Source organism: Variovorax beijingensis, from assembly GCF_007828835.1.
GTDB lineage: Bacteria > Pseudomonadota > Gammaproteobacteria > Burkholderiales > Burkholderiaceae_C > Variovorax > Variovorax beijingensis_A.
This window is the reverse complement of the sequence record NZ_VIVL01000021.1, coordinates 1-17,913: the sequence shown is the minus strand read 5'-3', so window position 1 is coordinate 17,913 and position 17,913 is coordinate 1. Positions and strand designations below refer to the sequence as shown.

At 63.9% G+C, this 17,913-nt stretch carries 12 protein-coding genes and 1 pseudogene; 7 read left to right on the top strand and 6 right to left on the bottom strand.

Annotated elements, in window-relative coordinates; translation table 11 throughout:
• Positions 1-6 precede the first annotated feature (6 nt).
• The 5 genes from FB547_RS31845 to FB547_RS31825 all read right to left on the bottom strand — a co-directional run bounded on the left by FB547_RS31845 (position 7) and on the right by FB547_RS31825 (position 4,703).
• Positions 7-1,767 (bottom strand): GMC family oxidoreductase, encoded by a 1,761-nt coding sequence (locus FB547_RS31845; protein WP_145747602.1) that lies wholly within the window; start codon positions 1,765-1,767, stop codon positions 7-9.
• A gap of 13 nt (positions 1,768-1,780) precedes the next feature.
• A complete protein-coding gene (locus tag FB547_RS31840) occupies positions 1,781-2,530 on the bottom strand; it encodes a gluconate 2-dehydrogenase subunit 3 family protein (RefSeq protein WP_145747601.1) in 750 nt (249 codons plus the stop codon).
• Positions 2,531-2,601: 71 nt separating this feature from the next.
• Positions 2,602-2,835, bottom strand: coding sequence for a hypothetical protein (locus FB547_RS31835; RefSeq protein ID WP_145747600.1), 234 nt, complete (start codon positions 2,833-2,835; stop codon positions 2,602-2,604).
• A gap of 345 nt (positions 2,836-3,180) precedes the next feature.
• Positions 3,181-3,660 (bottom strand): carboxymuconolactone decarboxylase family protein, encoded by a 480-nt coding sequence (locus FB547_RS31830; RefSeq protein WP_145747599.1) that lies wholly within the window; start codon positions 3,658-3,660, stop codon positions 3,181-3,183.
• 125 nt (positions 3,661-3,785) lie between these two features.
• Positions 3,786-4,703, bottom strand: coding sequence for an MBL fold metallo-hydrolase (locus FB547_RS31825; RefSeq protein WP_145747598.1), 918 nt, complete (start codon positions 4,701-4,703; stop codon positions 3,786-3,788).
• A 493-nt stretch (positions 4,704-5,196) separates the two neighbouring features.
• Here FB547_RS31825 and FB547_RS33755 point away from each other — a divergent pair.
• Positions 5,197-5,546: pseudogene (locus FB547_RS33755) on the top strand (metal-dependent hydrolase); the annotation flags it as partial.
• Between the two features lie 113 nt (positions 5,547-5,659).
• Here the strand turns inward: FB547_RS33755 and FB547_RS31815 are convergent.
• Positions 5,660-6,031 (bottom strand): hypothetical protein, encoded by a 372-nt coding sequence (locus tag FB547_RS31815; RefSeq protein WP_145747647.1) that lies wholly within the window; start codon positions 6,029-6,031, stop codon positions 5,660-5,662.
• Between the two features lie 298 nt (positions 6,032-6,329).
• Here FB547_RS31815 and FB547_RS31810 point away from each other — a divergent pair, with 298 nt between their 5' ends.
• From FB547_RS31810 to FB547_RS33885, 6 genes are all read left to right on the top strand, one after another.
• Positions 6,330-10,670 carry an RHS repeat-associated core domain-containing protein gene (locus FB547_RS31810; RefSeq protein WP_145747597.1) on the top strand — a complete coding sequence of 1,447 codons (4,341 nt, stop codon included), beginning with the start codon at positions 6,330-6,332 and terminating at the stop codon, positions 10,668-10,670.
• 4 nt (positions 10,671-10,674) lie between these two features.
• Positions 10,675-11,247 (top strand): tetratricopeptide repeat protein, encoded by a 573-nt coding sequence (locus FB547_RS31805; protein WP_145747596.1) that lies wholly within the window; start codon positions 10,675-10,677, stop codon positions 11,245-11,247.
• A gap of 223 nt (positions 11,248-11,470) precedes the next feature.
• Positions 11,471-13,177 carry a phage integrase family protein gene (locus FB547_RS31800; RefSeq protein ID WP_145747595.1) on the top strand — a complete coding sequence of 569 codons (1,707 nt, stop codon included), beginning with the start codon at positions 11,471-11,473 and terminating at the stop codon, positions 13,175-13,177.
• A 491-nt stretch (positions 13,178-13,668) separates the two neighbouring features.
• Positions 13,669-15,684, top strand: a complete 2,016-nt coding sequence (gene fusA / locus FB547_RS31795; protein WP_145747594.1) for an elongation factor G — start codon at positions 13,669-13,671, stop codon at positions 15,682-15,684.
• Positions 15,685-15,883: 199 nt separating this feature from the next.
• Positions 15,884-17,098: a DUF4236 domain-containing protein gene (locus FB547_RS31790; protein WP_145747593.1), complete on the top strand. Its 1,215-nt coding sequence runs from the start codon at positions 15,884-15,886 to the stop codon at positions 17,096-17,098.
• Positions 17,099-17,336: 238 nt separating this feature from the next.
• Positions 17,337-17,462 (top strand): YHYH domain-containing protein, encoded by a 126-nt coding sequence (locus tag FB547_RS33885; protein ID WP_145747592.1) that lies wholly within the window; start codon positions 17,337-17,339, stop codon positions 17,460-17,462.
• Positions 17,463-17,913: the final 451 nt, after the last annotated feature.

The window sequence follows — 17,913 nt, the reverse complement described above, 5'->3', positions numbered from 1 at the left end:
GGCTCCTCAAAGCATGCGCGGTTGCTTGGCATAGCGCACCAGGTCGTCGCCAAGCCGCAGTGCCAATGCCGCGAGCGGACCAGTGGGGTTGTAGCCGGCGTTATGCGCGTACACGGATGCACCGACCACGAAGAGGTTCTGCGCGTCCCAGTGCTGCAGTCGGGGTGACACCACGCTCGTCGACGGGTCGGCGCCCATGACGGTGCCGCCGGTGGTGTGCGTCGTCTGATACTGCCGCGCGTCGAAGTCGCCGCGTCGGGGTTGCGGTGCGCCGACTGCCGTGGCACCCATGGCGCGCGCGATATCGGCGGCCTTGTTCGTGACGTACTCGCTCATCCGATGGTCGTTGTCGTGGAAATTGAACGTCATGCGCAGCAGCGGCGAGCCGTAGGCATCGCGGTACGTCGGATCGAGGTCGAGGTAGTTCTGGCTGTGCGGGTAGTTGCTGCCATGCACCGCGACGGTGAAGGCGTGCGCATACCAGTCGGCGTTGGCCTGTTTCCACGCGGATCCCCAGCGAGGCGTTCCGGCCGGATGAAGGCGGGCATTGATGGGGCGGCCGTTCGTCACGTTCGAGTAGATGTAGCCGCCGCCGAAGAAGCCGAGCCCTGCATGGTCGAAGTTGTCGCCGTTGAATTCGTCCACCACAATCTGAGAGGCGCCCGACGCCATGAAGGGGTTGATCAAGCGGTCCTTGAAGAACACCGGCACCGACGACATCACCTGGTAGCAGAAGTTCTTGCCCACCACGCCCTTGCCGGTCTTCGGGTCGTAGGGACGCCCGATCCCGCTCGTGAGCAGCAGCTTGGTGTTTGTCATGGTGAAACCGGACAGCACGACGACATCGGCCGGTTGCTCGTACGTTTGCGCGGTCTGCAGATCGATGAACCGCACCGCCGTCACGCGCCTGGCTTGCTTGTCATAGACGAGGCCGGTCACCTGCGAGTGAAGACGGATCTCGAAATTCCGCTGTTTCAGCAGTTGGGGGTACAGCAGCACCGCCGGACTGGCCTTGGCATTGGCTTCGCAGATGAAGCGCTCGCAGTGGCCACAGTACTGGCAAGGCGCGAGGCTCGCGCCATCGGGGTTGGTGTAGGCGCGCGGAGAGTTGGCCGCGGGCAGCGGGAACGGTTTGTAGCCGAGGCTTTGCGCAGCGGCCTTGAAGATCCGCCCCGACTCGAGGATTTCGAGCGGCGGCTGCGGAAAGCCGCGCTTTCGGGGCGCTTCGAAGGGGTTGCCGCCTTCGATGAGCTGCCCGCCGATATTGCCGGCCTGCCCCGCGATGCCGAAGAGCCGTTCGAACAGATCGTGGTACGGCTCCATCTCTGCGTAGCTGATGCCCCAGTCCTGTACCGTCATTTCGCGGGGGATCGCGGCCTTGCCGTAGCGGGACTCGAGGCGAGTGCGCAAAGCCGGGTCGTACTCGGCCCACCGCCAGGTCTGGCCGTTCCAGTGATTGGCCGCGCCGCCCATGCCTTCGCCTGGAAGGAAGGCTTCCATTCGGCGCACGGGCAGTGCGCTTTCGCTGGCGGAATGGCGCAGCGCGTATGTTTCGTTGGCCCAGTTTTGCACCAAACTGTTGCGCACGCCCCAACGCAATTCGTCACGTTGGTTGGGCAGTGTGGCAGCCGCACTGCCGGCCAGATCGCCACCGCGCTCGAGCACCAGCACGTCGATGCCGGAGTTCATCATCTGCCGCACGGCCAGACCGGCGGTGAGGCCGCCACCGACGAAAACGACGGAGCGTTTGGGAAGTTTGTGAGTCATGGTTGTTGAGCTTTCAGCTGAAGTCCTCGATTGACTGCGGATTGGCCGCACCGGGAAAGGGCAGGCCGCGGTACTGGACCACGTTGCGGCCGTGAAAGGCGGGCAGGCCAGGGAAGCCCACAGCGCGCCAGAAGGCCTTGTCGCGATTGCCGCCGTACATCGGATCGGCAAAGCAGGCTTGAACGAACAACGGATAGAAAAAGTCGTTGAACCACGCACCGAGCGCAAAGCGCTCGTCGTCCATCCGGCCGGCAGCGACTTCCTGCAGCAGGGCGTCGAGCGGGCCAGCCTCGAGTTGCTCGATTGCCTTGCCCATGCGTTGTTGAGCCTCGCGGCGCAGCACTGCAAGGCCAGCCTTGAAGTGCTGCTCGGGTGTGAGGGGTGACTGGTAGCCGTGTTGCGGTTTGCCAGGACGCCAGGGGCCCTGTCGATAGAGCTGGTCGCCGCGCCCCCAGGCGCCGGCCAGCTGACGATCGATGTACAGGTGCAAGCCGCAATCCACACCGTTCGGTGTCATTGCATCGGCCGGGCACATGACGTTGACGATGGCCTCGACGCAGGCAGCCTCCTGCGGGCCCAGCGACAGGTAGCCCGAAGAGTGAGCGTTGTTGGCAGGGCGGGTACCCGCGTCCTGCGCCGAAGCAAGCGGACTGGCGAGGCCACCCAGCAGCGAGGGCGTAGCGAGCGCTGCAGCACCCGAGGCGCTGCCGATCTGGCGCAGGAAGAGACGCCGGGCGGGCGACTCTCGATCATTGAGGGGCATGGGGATCTTTCTTCGAGGGCAAGAATCGCGCAGGGAGGTTGCGCAAAGGACGCGTGCGTTTTCAACTTCGATCAGAAGGGCTCGTATTTCGCGGCGCCCACTGTTTCGGTCGGGGTGATCTGCGTGAGGTCCAACGGCTCCTGGGGCGCCGGATAGGAAAGGTCGGGCGAGGGGAAGGGGATCGCGACCGAGGCATCGCTCGTTGCTTGGGGGTTGGCAACTGCACCGGCAGGCTGGATCGCATAGATCGAGACCGAGGCCGTGAGACTGACCAGCAGAGCGGCAAGGAAGACTCTTTTCGTCATCAACTACTCCTGAAAATTTGAGCGAACCCCTCGAACGGAAAAACCGCTGAAGGCGGGCCGACAATCAATGCATGCGTCGACGAAAAGTGGTCCGCGCGTTATGCATCTGTCGCACTCAAATCTAGGATTGGGCAGGTAGTTGCGGTAGACCTTTCGAGCGAAACGCCGCAGTGAGCCAACGGAATCAATAGGGGGCGCGAGGGCGCTGGTCTGCGAAGCGCAGTCTCCGATTGCAAGTCGAGATGCGCCCGCAGATGGCCGTCGAAGCTCGGAGTGAAAATCGCGAGCGGGTATGCAGCAGGCGAAGGCACCGCCGGAGGCGGTGGTGCTTGCTGCTGCGAGGGCTCAGGAGAGGTTTGCCTTGTCCAGGCCAAAGGCCTTGTCGGACGAACCCGGCACGGTCTGGAACGCGACGTTCACGCGGTTCCATGCATTAATGGCCATGACGCTGAACGTCAGGTCCGAAAGCTCTTTTTCCGACAACTGCGTGCGCACGCGCTCGTAGATCTCGTCGGGTACGCCTTGCTCGGGCAACTTGGTCAGCACTTCGGTCCAAGCCAGGGCCGCACGCTCGCGCGGAACGAACAGCGTCGATTCGCGCCAAGCGGCCAGATGGTGAATGCGAAGTTCGCGCTCGCCATGGATCTTGGCCTCCTTGATGTGCATGTCGAGACAGAACGCGCAGCCATTGAGCTGCGACGCGCGGATCGCGACCAGGTCGCGAACCGTTTGCTCAATGGCGCCGTGGTCCACGAGCGTGCTGAACTCGATCAGCTTCTTGAAGAGTTCGGGCGATTGCTTGATGTAGTTGAGACGATGGTTCATGTGTGCTCCGTCCTCAGTGCGGCTGAGGTACCCGTTTGCGAAGAGTGCGAGAGAGCTGAAAAAATCTAGTGATCGACATGCGGCGCTGCGAACTGGAGGCCTGCTTGCACGTCGCCTAATCGCGTTCAGTAGTCCCAGATGATCGGAACCCAGCGAAAGATGTCACCGTCGATTGCCACCCGACCAAGGGAGGGAAAGGGTAGGTGAGCGGCTACCAGCAGTCCGCGGGTCTGCGCCAGTTCGCGCAAGAGGCCAATGCGAACTTCGGCCGCTTTCTCGGGGTCGTGCTCGAAGCCGTTCTGCCAGTCGGGATGGTCGAACGCGACCGGAAACATGGCATCGCCGGCGAACGTCAGGCGCTCACCGCCCGACACCAGATCGACCACACTGTGCCCTGGGGTGTGGCCACCGGTACGGCGGACCACCACGCCCGGCGCCACTTCGCGTCGCTCCTCGAAGGTCTGCAGCCGGTCCCGGTATGCGTTATAGAAGCTCTTGGCCGTCGAGCGGAGCACCTCTGGCACCGGGTTGGGCATCACGGTGTGAGAGAAGTCCGGCGAAATCCAGAAATCGACTTCGGCCTTGGCCACATGGATACGCACGTCCGGGCGGAGGCGTTCCTTGATGCCGGGTACGAGCAGTCCGCCGACGTGGTCCATGTGCATGTGGGTGAAGATAACGTCGGTGACGGACTCGAGCTCGATGCCTGCCGCGGCTAGGCGTTGTGGAAACTGCCCGGCGCGTGGAAAGCCTGGGAACTGGCCCCCCAGTCCGGCGTCGATGAGGATGGTCTGGTCGCCGCTGCGGGCCACCATCACATTCAGCGGCCAGTCGTACTTGTCAGGCGGCATGAACATCTGGTCCAGCCAGCTCGCCAGGTCGGCTGGGTCGGCATTGGTGGCCATCGTCGAGGTGGGCAGCGGCAGCACGCCGTCGCTGACCACCAGCGCCTGGATATCGCCGATGCGCAGGGCGTAACGGGAGGGCACAGGATCTTTGGGCTTCTCGCTAGTAGGTTGCAGGATTTCTTCTGTGGGGGGCATGGCGGAATCTCCAAAAGGGCGGCCCGATTTCGCGGACCGAATCTGCCAGGGGACTGGCAGCAAGTTGCCGTTCAACTCCCAAGGAGTTGTCAGGCACGGATCACGGCCCAAGGCCGTCTGCCATTGATCGTAGGTAGGGGGGACGCGCGCCGGTAGGCTCGTAGACGGACGCACAGTGGTGCCTGATACGCACCAAACGCGTGGACAAGATCGAGTCCCCCGGCAGTAAAGAGACAGTTGTGCCTTAGGGTGTGCGGCAACACGGCACAGTTGAATCTCGGCTCAGGGACGCTTCAACGGAGAACGTCTGATAGACCGCGCCGCCAGTGTTTGCGGACATGGGCAGAAATCGTAGGGCCTATGCGCACTTGTGTGATTGATGATGATCCGCCGAGCCGATTTGAAGCCGAGTCGTCCTCACCTTGGGTTTAGCCTTGGCCCGTGGGCTCCGTTTTCTCAATTTGTATTGGGCGCATCGGTCGGCCTGGCAGCCATGGGCCGTCGCACGGCCGCGTGGAAGGCCGCTCTCTGGGGCGGGTTGGCCGGCACATTGCCCGACCTGGATGTGTTGATCGACCAGGGCGATGCCTTGCGAAACATGGTGCTTCACCGTGCAGAGCCGCATTCCCTGTTCTGGCTGACGCTCGCATCGCCGGTTCTTGCCAGGTTGCCGGCAATGCTGCACGGCGAGCGAGCCGGATTCCGGCGTTGGTCGCTCGCGATGCGGCTGGCCCTTGTGAAGCACCCGATGCTGGACGCAGGACGGTTTATGGCACGCAGTTGCTGCTGCCGTTCACCAACTACCCCTTCGGCGTGGGTAGCATTTTCATCATTGACCCGCTGGAGATGCCCGAATGCTCTTCATTGAGGCAGTTTCTGCAACTTAATTCGGACTGGCCTGGATCGACACACCGAAGGACTTCTCGGAAGACTTGCATGGATCGACATCACCAACATCAATCGCGATCCTCGTAGTAGCGGCGGTACTGCTCGCGCTCCCATTGCTGGCGACGCCATTCACGACGCTCCGCACGGCGCTCTTCCCAGCGTTGCGCGCGGCGCTCCTCCCAACGAGAGCCAGGTTCGTAGTAGACAGGTGCGGGTACGGAGTAAACCGGCTGCGCAGGCTGGTAGTAGGTCGGGGCCGGCCTCGAGTAGACAGGCGCCGGCTCGTAATAGACCGGCGCGGGCTCACTCACGACCACGCCGGGCAAGTTGATCCCAATGGACCAGCTGGTGCCCGCATTGGCCGATGCGACGGTGAACAAGGCTGCGGCAGCAACGAGACTTCCAGCACCCAACTTGAGAGCGGCTCGGGGAAAAGTCATTTCAACTCCTGAGGGCAAGACATAGCCCTGATGCTTGACCAACGCCTTGCGACGCGGTGCCGCGTACATCGCGACGGTGAAGAACGTTGGCAAATGTCACAGTGCCAATGAAGTCAAAACTTTTAAGTAGGCGGCTGAATTTGGGTGGCTGCAGTTCTGCATTAATCCTTTCGCTCAGTAATCTTGGGAATTAAAAAGGGACATTCAATTACATGTGAAGACATGTAGTTACGCTCGCTTCCAGCAATTGCCAATTCCGGCGTGCAATTAATTCAAACGAATTAACGAGGGAGTCCGTATGCGTCTCGACATGGATGCCGTGCACGGCAGCCGCCTGCGTACCCGAATCCAACGGCTGGCGCTCTACAACGCCACAGCGCTTGTGCTGCTCGGCGCATCGGGATGGGCCCAGGCCGGCTGCTCCCTGAACTTCACTTCGCCCAGCAAGGGCGCGAAGGTCACCTCGCCCAACATCACGGTCTACGGCACGGGAGGAGGGGATGCGACCACCGGCGATGCCGGCACCGTCACTGCGACGCTCAACGGCTCGGCGTTCTTCAGCTACTCGGGCTCCTTCACCGCCGTGGTCTCGTTCCTCGAAGGTCGTGGCGTTCCCGTCACGCTGCGCGAGGGCCCCAATTACCTGTCGGTGTCCGGCAGCGTCGGCGGGTGCGGTGCATCGGACTACATGACGGTGTACTACGACACCACCGATCTGGCGCCGCGCAAGAACAAGGGAGACGGCACCGAACGCAACGGCCCGCAGTCGTGCACCGGCAACCCGATCAACTTCGCGATGGGCAACAAGGTGCAGGAAGAGGAAGACTTCCGCAGCGCCTCCGCGCATTTCCCGCTCAGGTTCGCCCGCATCTTCAACAGCGCCGATGGCTACTGGCGGTACACCTACGCCACGCGGCTGCGGATCAGCGCGACCGAAGTCGTGCTCCTGCACGCCAACGGCCGCGAGTCGCCCTTCGCGCGCAGCGGCTCGACCGTGACCCCCGATGCGGACGAACTCGGCACGCTCTCGCAGATTGGCACCAGCTGGCGCTATGTCGACCAGGACAACATCCAGTACGACTTCAATGCCGCGGGTCGCCTGACCAAGCAGACCCATCCTTACGGCTGGCAGCACATCCTGACCTACGGCACCAATGGCGCGGTGACCGTGGCGGATGGCTTCGGCAACAGCCTGAGCTACACCGAGGATGCCCACTTCCAGCCGCGCACGCTGACCACCCCCAACTTCAGCGTCGCCTACAACTACGACACCGCCAACCGGCTCGTGTCCGCCGTCAAGACCGCCGGCGCGGACGTGACGACCCGCACCTATCACTACGAGAACCCGACCCATACGCGCTTTCTCACGGGCGTGACCGACGAGTCGGGCGTGCGATTCGCTACCTACACCTATGACACGCTGGGCCGCGCGACGAGCACCACGCACGCCGGCAATGCCGGGCTCACGCAGGTGGCCTACAACGCCAACGGCACCACCACCGTCACCGACCCGGTGGGCCGGGCCACCACCTACCACTACGTCATCGTCAACGGCGTCAAGCGCATCTCGCAGATCCAAGGCGAGCCGGCGCCCGGGTGCCCCGCCAGCAACTCCTCGTTCACCTACGACACCCGAGGCCTGCTGGCCAGCCAGACCAGCGCCACCGGCAGCGTCACCGGCTTCACCTACAACACCCGGGGCCTGGAGGCCTCGCGCACCGAAGCACTCGGCACGCCCGAGCAAAGAGCCATCGCCACGACCTGGGACGCCACGCTGCCCGTGCCCACGCTGGTCGCCCAGGCAGGCCGGGACACGGCGTATACCTACGACACCAACGGCCGGCTGCTCACGGAAACGGTCGCCGACACCGGTGGCACCTCGGGCACAGCGCGCACGAGCCAGCGGACCTACACCCCCGAAGGCCTGGTTCACACGCACACCGAACCGAACGGCGCCGTCACCACCTATGCGTACGACACCCGCGGCAATGTGCAGAGTGCAACCAATGCGCTGGGCCATGTCACCGCGTACACCTACGACACGGCCAATCGCCTCATGAGCCAGACCGACCCGAACGGGCTGGTCACCACCTTCGCGTGGGATGCACGTGACCGCCTGCTCTCGCGCACCGTGGGCACGGGCCCTGGCCAGACGACGGCCTTCACCTACAACGCCACCGGCACGATCGCGACCACCTCGCTGCCGACCGGGCTGGTCACCACTTATGCCTACGATGCCGCGCAACGCCTGACGGGCTGGAGCAACAACCGCGGCGAGAGCGGCTCCTACACGCTGGATCCGGCCGGCAACCGGCTGACGGAGCAGATCCTCAACAGCGCCGGCTCGATCGCGTGGACGACCGCGCGCACGATCAACAAGCTGAACCGCATTGCAACGCAGGTCGAGGGCGGCAGCCAGAGCGAGAGCTTCAGCTACGACGCCAACGGCGACCGCATCGCGCAGACCAATGGACTGAACCAGAGCACCAGCTGGGGCCTGGACGCACTGCGGCGGGTCAAGACCGTCACCGATGCGGCGAACGCCAGTGCCAGCCTTGGCTACAACGCGCTCGATGCCGTGACCCAGGCCAGCGACTTCAACGCCGTGGCCACCAGCTACAACCGCGATGCGCTGGGCAGCGCCACGGCCGAGTCAAGCGCCGACATCGGCCCGCGCGGCACGCAGTACGACAGCCTCGGCCTGCCCAGCCAGATCACGGACGCGCTTGGCCAAGCCACGACCGTCAGCCGTGACGCCTTGGGCCGGCCCACCGGCCTCGTGTTTGCCGATGGCAAGACCACCACGCTGCGCTACGACCTGAGCGCCAACAGCAAGGGCTACCTGTCGGAGATCCTCGATCGCAGCGGCACCACCGAGTACACGCGTGATATCCACGGCCGCGTCACGCTCAAGAAGCAGACCCTGGCCAACGGCAGCGTGCAGCAAGTCGCCTACAGCTACAACAGCGCCACCGGCCAACTCGCGAGCATCACCTACCCGTTGAGCGGCGTGCTGAACCACGTCTACGACACGACCGGCCGCCTCGTGCAACTCGACTGGAATGGCGCGCCGCTCCTGGCGGCCGTCACCTGGAACGCCTTGGGCCAACCCACCGGTTGGAACTGGGCCTTCACCGGCATCACGCCGAAGCTTGCTGCCAGCCGCAGCTACGACGGTGCCGCGCGGCTGACCCAGACCGAATTCAGCAGCTACACCTACGATGGGGCAGGGCGCATCGGCAGCCTCACGCAGAACCTGTTTGGCCCAGCCGACAGCGATCCGAGCCAAAGCACCATCGCGGCGGCCGACATCACCTGGAGCATCGGCTACAGCCCCACCGGCCGCATCACCAGTTTCGCAACCACCGCCGACAGCGCCAGCTTCGACTACGACACGAACGGCAACCGCACGGCCAGCACCCGCATCCTGGCGGGCCAGACCACCAGCCGCAGCTACACCCTGCTGCCCGGGGCCAACCGCCTGGCCGGTTTCAGCCAGACCATCAACGGCAGCAGCGGCACGAGCGTGGCCTATGGCTACAACGCCAACGGTGATCTCGTGAGCGATGGCCTTCGGAGCTATGGCTACGACGCCGAAGGCCGCCTGGCCACGGCCACCACCGGCGCCACCGACGTGAGCCCGACCACGCGCTACGCGCACAACGCGCTGGGCCAGCGTGTATTCAAGACCGAGCCGCTATACCCGCCGAGCCAGGGGGACGAGAACGATCCCGGCTTCTGGAGCAGCCTGGTGGCGTTCTTCACCAAGCTGTGGAGCCCGGCGATGGTCGAGGCGGAGCACCTGGGGTATGCCTATGTGTACGACGAGAACGGCACCCTGATCGCGGAGGTGGGAAGCGGCGGCGCGAACAGTGCCGGGCAGGCGCAGTACATCTATCTGCCGACGGCGAACGGGCCGGTGCCGGTTGCCGCGGTGATCGACGGTGCCACCTATGCAGTGCACAGCGATCACCTGAACACACCCCGGAAGCTCAGCAATGCCGATGGCCAGGCGGTCTGGCAGTGGAGCTACAGCGCTTTCGGGGAGGACAAGCCGACCATTGCGAAGAATAGGTTCGCGAACCTGGAGACGACGCCGAACCCGGGCACCACGAACATCTCGGAGGTGAAGTTCAACCTGCGGTATCCGGGGCAGTACGCGGATGAGGAGAGCGGGCTCTTCTACAACTACTACAGGAGCTATGACGCCAAGACGGGGCGGTATAGCCAGCCGGATCCGATCGGACTTGATGGAGGATGGAACCGGTTTGGCTATGTGGATGCGAATCCGCTGAGCTTCATCGATCCGGATGGCTTGCTGATCATGTCTACGCTGGGGGGCGTTCAGCGCGGTACATCATTGAGCCAGGCGGCGACCTTGGGCGCGCCGGGCAATGCTGCGTTGGCGTCGGGACTCTTGGGGGCGGGTGGCGGAGCGGCGGCTGTGGGTGGCGCCATGTGCTACTCGATGTTGCCGGCGCCGGGCAAGAGAGCGATTGGATTGTTGAGAGCGCTGGGCGATGATGCGATAGCGCCTCCCACGGCACCTCCACTGCCCATCCGAAATCCCCCTGGAATAATCCGGCCTGGCGAAGTCAAGCCACCGCCGCCACCGCCCGGCATCTTTCCAAAGCCCTGAACGCATGCACGCAGACCGCACCGAGAAATTGGTTGCCGCCCAGAAGGCATACAAGGACGGTCTGCTTTATCTGGCCTTCGATCTCTATCGGCTACTCGCAGATGATGGACACGTTGAAAGTCAGGTGTTTGTTGCTTGGATGCTGAGTCAGGGGATCGGCTGTCAGAAAGACGGAAGCCAAGCCGCTGCTTATTACGAACGAGCCGCCGCTCATGGGCATCCACTGGGCTGCTTTTATTTTGGTCGCTGGCTGACGAGAGCTGGTGACCATGCGCGGGCGTATCGCTTTTACGCGATGGGCGCAGAGCGGCGGCATCTGCCTTCCATGTTTCGCGTTGGCTATTCGCTAGCGCATGGCAAAGGTGTTCCAGTCGACGTGAATCGCTCCTACATCGTCTTGAAAGAGGCAGCGCTGCGCGGTCACGCATTCGCGTTGCGAGAACTAGGCCTCCAAGACCTGCGCGGCAAACGCGGCGTTGCTTGGCAGCTCATCGGGGTCGTGGAGATCATTGCCGCAGTCTGCTGGGGCTTCATGGTCTCGATGGTGAATGACGACTCCGAGCTTCTGATCTCCTAAACCACGACTGCCGCCAAAGAAAGGCGCAAGTCGCCTCACTTTCTTTCGCTTGGCACGTCCTAACGGGCGAGGAGTTGTGCAGAAGCTTCATTCTTGCAGCATCCAACTGCAAATGGCTGCAATCGATCGGCGACTGCAGATAGATCAAGTGGTTCTAACATGGATGCTATCGTGATAAGTCTTCTTATCACAATAGCAAGTTCATCAGGCTAAACTGGTAGACATGAAAGTAGGCACCGCGAACAGGGCAGGGGCCGGAGATGGCGATTTCCCCGGCGCCTCGCAGCTGGCGGCGCTGCGCGCCTGGTATGCGGGTCTGTCGGCGCGCGCTGCGGTCGTGCAATATCTCGGCGAGAGCAAGGCCACGGGACAGTCCTCCCGCGCCATGCTGGGCGATATCCGTCGCCAGCTGGCGAGCTATGCGCGGTTGCGGCACCGCGACGACCTGGCCTCGCTGATCGCACACCCGGCGGCCGAACGGGAGCAACGCGCCCGCGCGGTCAGGGATGCCATCGAGAAGCTGCAGGGTTTGCCTCTGCCTGCGCCAATGGTGACTGACTCCATCGATCGGTGGCTGCCGACGCGCGCCGCGCGTGCCCTGCAAAACGCCGGCATCCGGACACTCGCCGATCTGACGGTGCGGGTGCCGCGCCGGCGCCGCTGGTGGGCCGCCGTGCCCGGCCTGGGGGCACGCAGCGCGCGCCAGATCGAAGAGTTCTTTGCCGCCCACCCGGCCCTGACCGAACGGGCGAGGGCGCTGGTGGTCGTGCCGAGGACCGAGACCGCGCCGTGGGAGCACCTGGTCGTGCCGCAGGAGGTCGATGGCACCCGGGGCACCTTCCGGGCACCGCAGGCCACCTGCACCCTGTCGGCCAGCAATGACTACGAGGCCGTCCAGGCCTGGCTGGGCCTGCAGGACGCTGCGGCGACCCAGCGCGCCTACCGCAAGGAGGCGGAGCGGCTCATGCTCTGGGCGATCCTGGAGCGCGGCAAGGCGCTGTCGTCGCTGACGACCGAGGATGCCGTCGCGTACCGCGCCTTCTTGCGTCGCCCATCGCCGCGGGAGCGCTGGGTCGGACCCGCAAGGCCGCGCACGTCCGCGGAATGGCGGCCCTTCCAGGGACCGCTGGCGCCGCGCTCCGTGGCGTACGCGCTGTCCGTGATCGGCGCGCTGTATCGCTGGCTGATCGAGCAGCGCTATGTGCTGGCCAATCCGTTTGCCGGCGTGAAGGTCAAGGGAACGGGCCGTGGCGGCGCTCTCGATGCATCCCGGGTGTTCACGGAGCACGAATGGTCGCTGATTCGCTCCACGGCCGACGGCATCGAGTGGATCGGCGGATGGAGCGAGGAGGGCGCCCAGCGCCTGCGCTTCGTGCTGGATTTCTGGTACGCGACGGGCCTGCGGCCCAGCGAGATGGTCGATGCCCGTCTGGGCGGCATCGAGCACGATGCGCAGGGCGACGACTGGCTGAACGTGGTCGGCAAGGGCAGCAAGCACGGCAAGGTCGCCTTGCCACTGCTGGCACGGGGCGCGCTCGATCAGTATCTGGCGCAACGGAAGCTGCCCGTGACGCGGTCGCGCTGGAATCCGAAAACCGCGCTGGTGCCCGGCCTGGCAGAGGATGGGACCGGGATCAGCGCGTCACGCCTGTGGTCGGTCATGCGTCGCTTCTTCCTCCATGCCGCGCAAACGCTGGAGAGCGTGAGTCCGTCCACGGCGGAAAAGCTCAAGCGCGCCACGCCGCACTGGATGCGGCACACCCATGCCACCCATGCGCTCGTGCGCGGCGTCGAGTTGACGACCGTGCGGGACAACCTGCGGCATGCCTCCGTGGCGACGACCTCGGTCTACCTCCATACCGACGAGGTCAGACGCGCGAGGCAGATCGGGGGCGCTTTTCCGGCTCGACCTGCCACGAGAGCAACGTAGCCAGAGGCGTTCAACCATGTGAGCGCCAGGAGAGGCAAAGGGTTTTGCGCAATACGGAGCCGCGCGCCAGCACGGGACTCCGGCGAGCTCGTGGCGTCCCGTGTCATTGGCCCAACGCTCGACTTGCGCGGAAATCGCCGCTCCTTCACAATCCGCCCACCATGAAATTCACTCAAGCCATCGAGGCGTTCATCGCCACCTGACATCGCCCTCGATTGCGTTCGGACGGCGTTGCGCCTTCCGGTCTCCAAGAACCCCGGCAGGCTCGTCCCTCCGGGGTTTTGTTTTTTCATCGTTCCATCCCCTCTTCACACCATGCGTACCTACGACAAGCTGATCGCCACGATTCCCGCTCGCCGGAGCGTGGACACCGTGCGCCCGGGCTCCGGCCGCAGCACCCCTTTGCACGACAGCGTTCGTCGCTAGCCCTCAGGCGAATCTTTGCCTGGGGCCAGCGGCAGCCTCAAGCATTCAAAGAAGAAAGATTCGTCATGAACCCGAACCCCAGGAACATCCGCAACATCGGCATCATTGCCCACGTCGACGCGGGCAAGACCACCACCACCGAACGCATCCTGTTCTATGCCGGCGAGAGCCACCGTATGGGCGACGTCAGCGCGGGCACGACCCGCATGGACTTCGATCCGCAGGAACGCGCACGCGGCATCACCATCAGCAGCGCGGCCATCACGGTCCACTGGAACGGCGCGCAGATCAATCTGATCGATACGCCTGGCCACATCGACTTCAATATTGAAGTGAACCGCTCGTTGCGCGTGCTCGACGGTGCCGTGGTCGTGTTCGACGGCGTGGCCGGTGTGGAGCCGCAGACCGAAACCAATTGGCGCCTGGCGGACAAGTACCGCGTGCCGCGCATCGCCTTCGTCAACAAGCTCGATCGGCTCGGTGCTGACTTTCTGCGCGTGGCCGCGATGATGGAAGAGCGCCTTGGCGTGAAGGCCGTGGTGGTGCAACTGCCCATTGGCGCGGAAGGTGACTTCCGCGGCGTGATCGACCTCATCGGCATGCGCGCGCTCGTCTGGAACAGGGACGATGCAAGCGAGCCGTACCGTGAGTGCGAAGTGCCGGCCAGCATGCGCGAAGCCGCGCAGCAACATCGCGCGCGTCTCGTGGCGCTGGCGGTGGAGCACGATGAAGCCGCGACAGACGCCTACCTGAATGGCGAAGAGATCGGTATCGATGTGCTGCACGCTTGCATCCGAAAGGGCGTGCTGGCCAATGCTTTCGTGCCTGTGCTGGCCGGTTCAGCGTTCAGGAATCGCGGCGTGGAGCCTCTGCTCGATGCGGTCGTGAACTGGCTGCCCGAACCGGGCGACGCCGCCGACTGCGATGCGCGTGCGCCGTTCGCGGCGCTCGCGTTCAAGGTGGCCAGCGACGATCACGGCTCGATGGTGTTCGTGCGTGTCTACAGCGGCAGGCTGCGGCGCGGCGACGCCGTGCTGAACGCCACGACGGGTCGCATGGAGCGCGCGTCCCGGCTGTACGAAGTGCATGCGGATGACCGCATCGAGCGCGATGAACTCGTGGCGGGCGACATTGCCGCGATCGTCGGACTGAAGGACACGCTGACCGGTCACACGCTGTGTGATCGTGAGTATCCGGTGCAGCTGGAGCAGATCAGCGTGCCCGAGCCTGTCATTCACGTTGCGATCGAAGTCAAGGCACGCGCGGACCAGCACGCGCTGGCGAAGGCGCTGCACACGATGCTGCGCGAGGATCCGAGCTTGCAGCTTCGGCAGGATGCCGAATCGGGCCAGACCATCCTCTCGGGCATGGGCGAACTGCAACTCGATGTCTCCATCGAGAAGCTGCGCGCGAAGTACGGCGTCGAAGTTTCGGTGGGGCGGCCGCAGGTCGCCTACCGAGAGACGATTTCAAGGGAAGTGGAGGTGAACCATGTTCACAAGAAGCAGACCGGCGGGCCCGGTCAGTTCGCGGCGCTGACGCTGCGACTCGCGCCGCTGGCGCGCGGCGAAGGCATCGTCTTCGACAACCAGGTGGTGGGTGGCGCGATTCCGCGCGAGTTCATTCCTGCCGTCGAAGCGGGTATTCGCCGTGCGGCGCAAGCGGGCGTGGTTGCTGGCTATCCCTGCGTGGACTTCGTGGCCACGTTGCTGGATGGCAGCTATCACGAGAGTGATTCGTCGGCGATGGCGTTTGAGTCGGCCGCAGCCGCGGCGTTTCGGGATGCGGCGGCCAAGGCTGCGCCGCAGGTGCTCGAGCCGGTGATGGCCGTGGAGGTCATCACGCCGGCCGACTACCTCGGCGATTGCATCGGTGACCTGCACCGCCGGCGCGGCATGGTGCGCGGACAGGCGATGCGCGGCAACGCGATCACGATTGAAGCGCATGTGCCGCTGAAGGAGATGTTCGGCTACGTCGGCAGCCTGCGTGCGCTGTCGTCTGGCCGGGCGCAGTATGCGATGCAGTTCGACCACTATGAAGTGGCGTCCGCTCGTGAGATGGCAACGCTCTTGCAGAGCTAGTTTTGGAGGGCGCGGTCCGCAGGGATCGCGCCTTTTTTTACGGTCCGCTTTGCAAGCGCTGGCGGTCGCTCGGCGCGATAGATGCGAATAATCGCAAGCTGCCGCTCTACGGCCACTCCCAGCTAGGCTGGATCTTGTACCCTTCGCTCCGCTTACCGCGTGCACGAATCGCGGCTCCACAAAATGAGGCGGAAGTGCCATGGCCCTACGGTTTCGTAAGTCAATCAAGCTCGCGCCCGGCATCCGGATGAATCTCTCGGGCAGTGGTACCAGTTGGACGCTCGGACCGCGCGGAGCCTCCATCGGCATCGGAAAGCGCGGCACGTTCTTGAACACCGGAATCCCCGGTACTGGCCTTTCTTCTCGAACCCGACTGTCAAGTAGCAGCGCCACCTCTCGGGCTCAGCTGGTCCGTACCGCTGCAACGACTCAGACGCAGCAGCAGACCGTCTCGCTGCGGGTGTCCGTGTCCGATGATGGCGAAGTGACGTTCACCGATATGACTGGTGCACCGGCTAGCGAGCAACAAATGGCCTTGGCCAAGCTCCAAGCCAAAGGAGAAATTCGTGATCTCCTTGAAGAATGCTGTTCGAAAATCAATGAGCAGGTGGAAGCCTTGGAGCACCTTCACGAGAAAACACCAAGCCCGTACAAGAAGCCCACGTTCGAGGTCCCCGACTACCCGCAACCGCGACCTAGCCCGCCCGTTCCACTACAGGCCAAGTGGTGGGAGCATGCGCTGCCAGGCCGTCGCCGGCGCGTGGCAGAGGCCAACGCGGAAGCCTTTGCCGAGCACAAGCAAACGCTCCTGGACTGGCAAGGTGCCAAGCAACAGTTTGCAGTCGAGGCAGAGCAGCAGCGCCAGTTGGTAGAAGTCGGCATCTACCGCGACAAGGCGGCTATGGATTCCTATCTGGAGATGGCCCTTCAGGCCGTCGAGTGGCCCAGGGAGACCAACGTGGCGTTTGATCTGCTGGACCAAGGGCGGCTTGCCTGTCTGGACGTGGACCTACCCGAGATCGAGGACATGCCCAAACGCACAGCCTCCGTGCCGCAGCGCGGCATGCGTTTGTCCGTCAAGGATCTCTCGCCCACCAAGGTGCAGCGGATGTACGCCGCGCATGTGCATGGTGTGGCCTTTCTCCTGATTGGCAAGACTTTCGCGGCCCTGCCTCTGGTGCGGCAGGTGGTTCTGTCGGGCTACACGCAAAGGCGCAGCACAGCCACCGGCCAAGTTGCCGACGAATACTTGCTCTCTGTGCATGTGAACCGAGACGAGTGGTCGCGCATCGACTTTGCGCATCTGCAGGCTATCGATGTGGTCGAAGCGCTTGCTCAGTTCGAGATGCGGCGGACGATGAGCAAGACTGGGATCTTTAAGGCCATTGAGCCGTTCGAACCACCTGCGGCGTAGCACCGAAGAGCTTCGGGGTGCGCATTGCAGCGATAGGGCCAATTCGCCCGGACGCACCGAGGGTCGGCAGCCGGGCCTGAATCAGACTTTCAACAACGGCTCCAGCTATCAATAATCGTCACATTCGACGCTCGATGCTCGCGCTCATCCCATGTTCATGGGAGAACGCTCGTAAACCCCTGCCCGACAACAGAAGGGGAGGTACACACTCCAGCGCTCATTGGAACGAGGAGGTGTCATGAAGAAGGTTGCAATACTGATCGCTGCGCTTTGCTTAAGCTGTGGAGCACTGGCGCACTCGGGAGGTGCCGATAAGAACGGCTGTCATCGCGACCACAAGAATGGGGGCTCCCACTGCCACTAACGAGCCCCGAAGAACTCCAAACTCTCAGAGCAACATTCGATTTGTGATCTGGTTTTGCCAGCCCGAACCCGCTTCGCAGCGGTTTCTGCCGTTCGACTCGAGGGTGCGAAAGGGAGCTACTCTGCGGCAAGCAGTCGCTGGCCCTGGCGAGGGCGCTTGGTCCGAATGAAGGCTACATGCGGTAGTTGGGTCGCGCGAATCAATGCAGCTCGGCCAATGCGCCCTTAGCGACCGTCTGGGTGGAAGATGCGGTCCGCCGAGGTTTACCTGGCTGGCACCCCGGGGATGCTGCGGATGAGGCTTTCGATGGGTTCCCGGGGTGCGTGCACTCCAGCCGCTGCGGCGATCCGTACTTTGTAAGCGCGCGGTGATCCCGTCTTGACTGCAGTCGCAGATCAGGCTGGCTGCCAGCGATGCGGCAATAGTTCCGCGACGCGACTGGCCGGCTGCG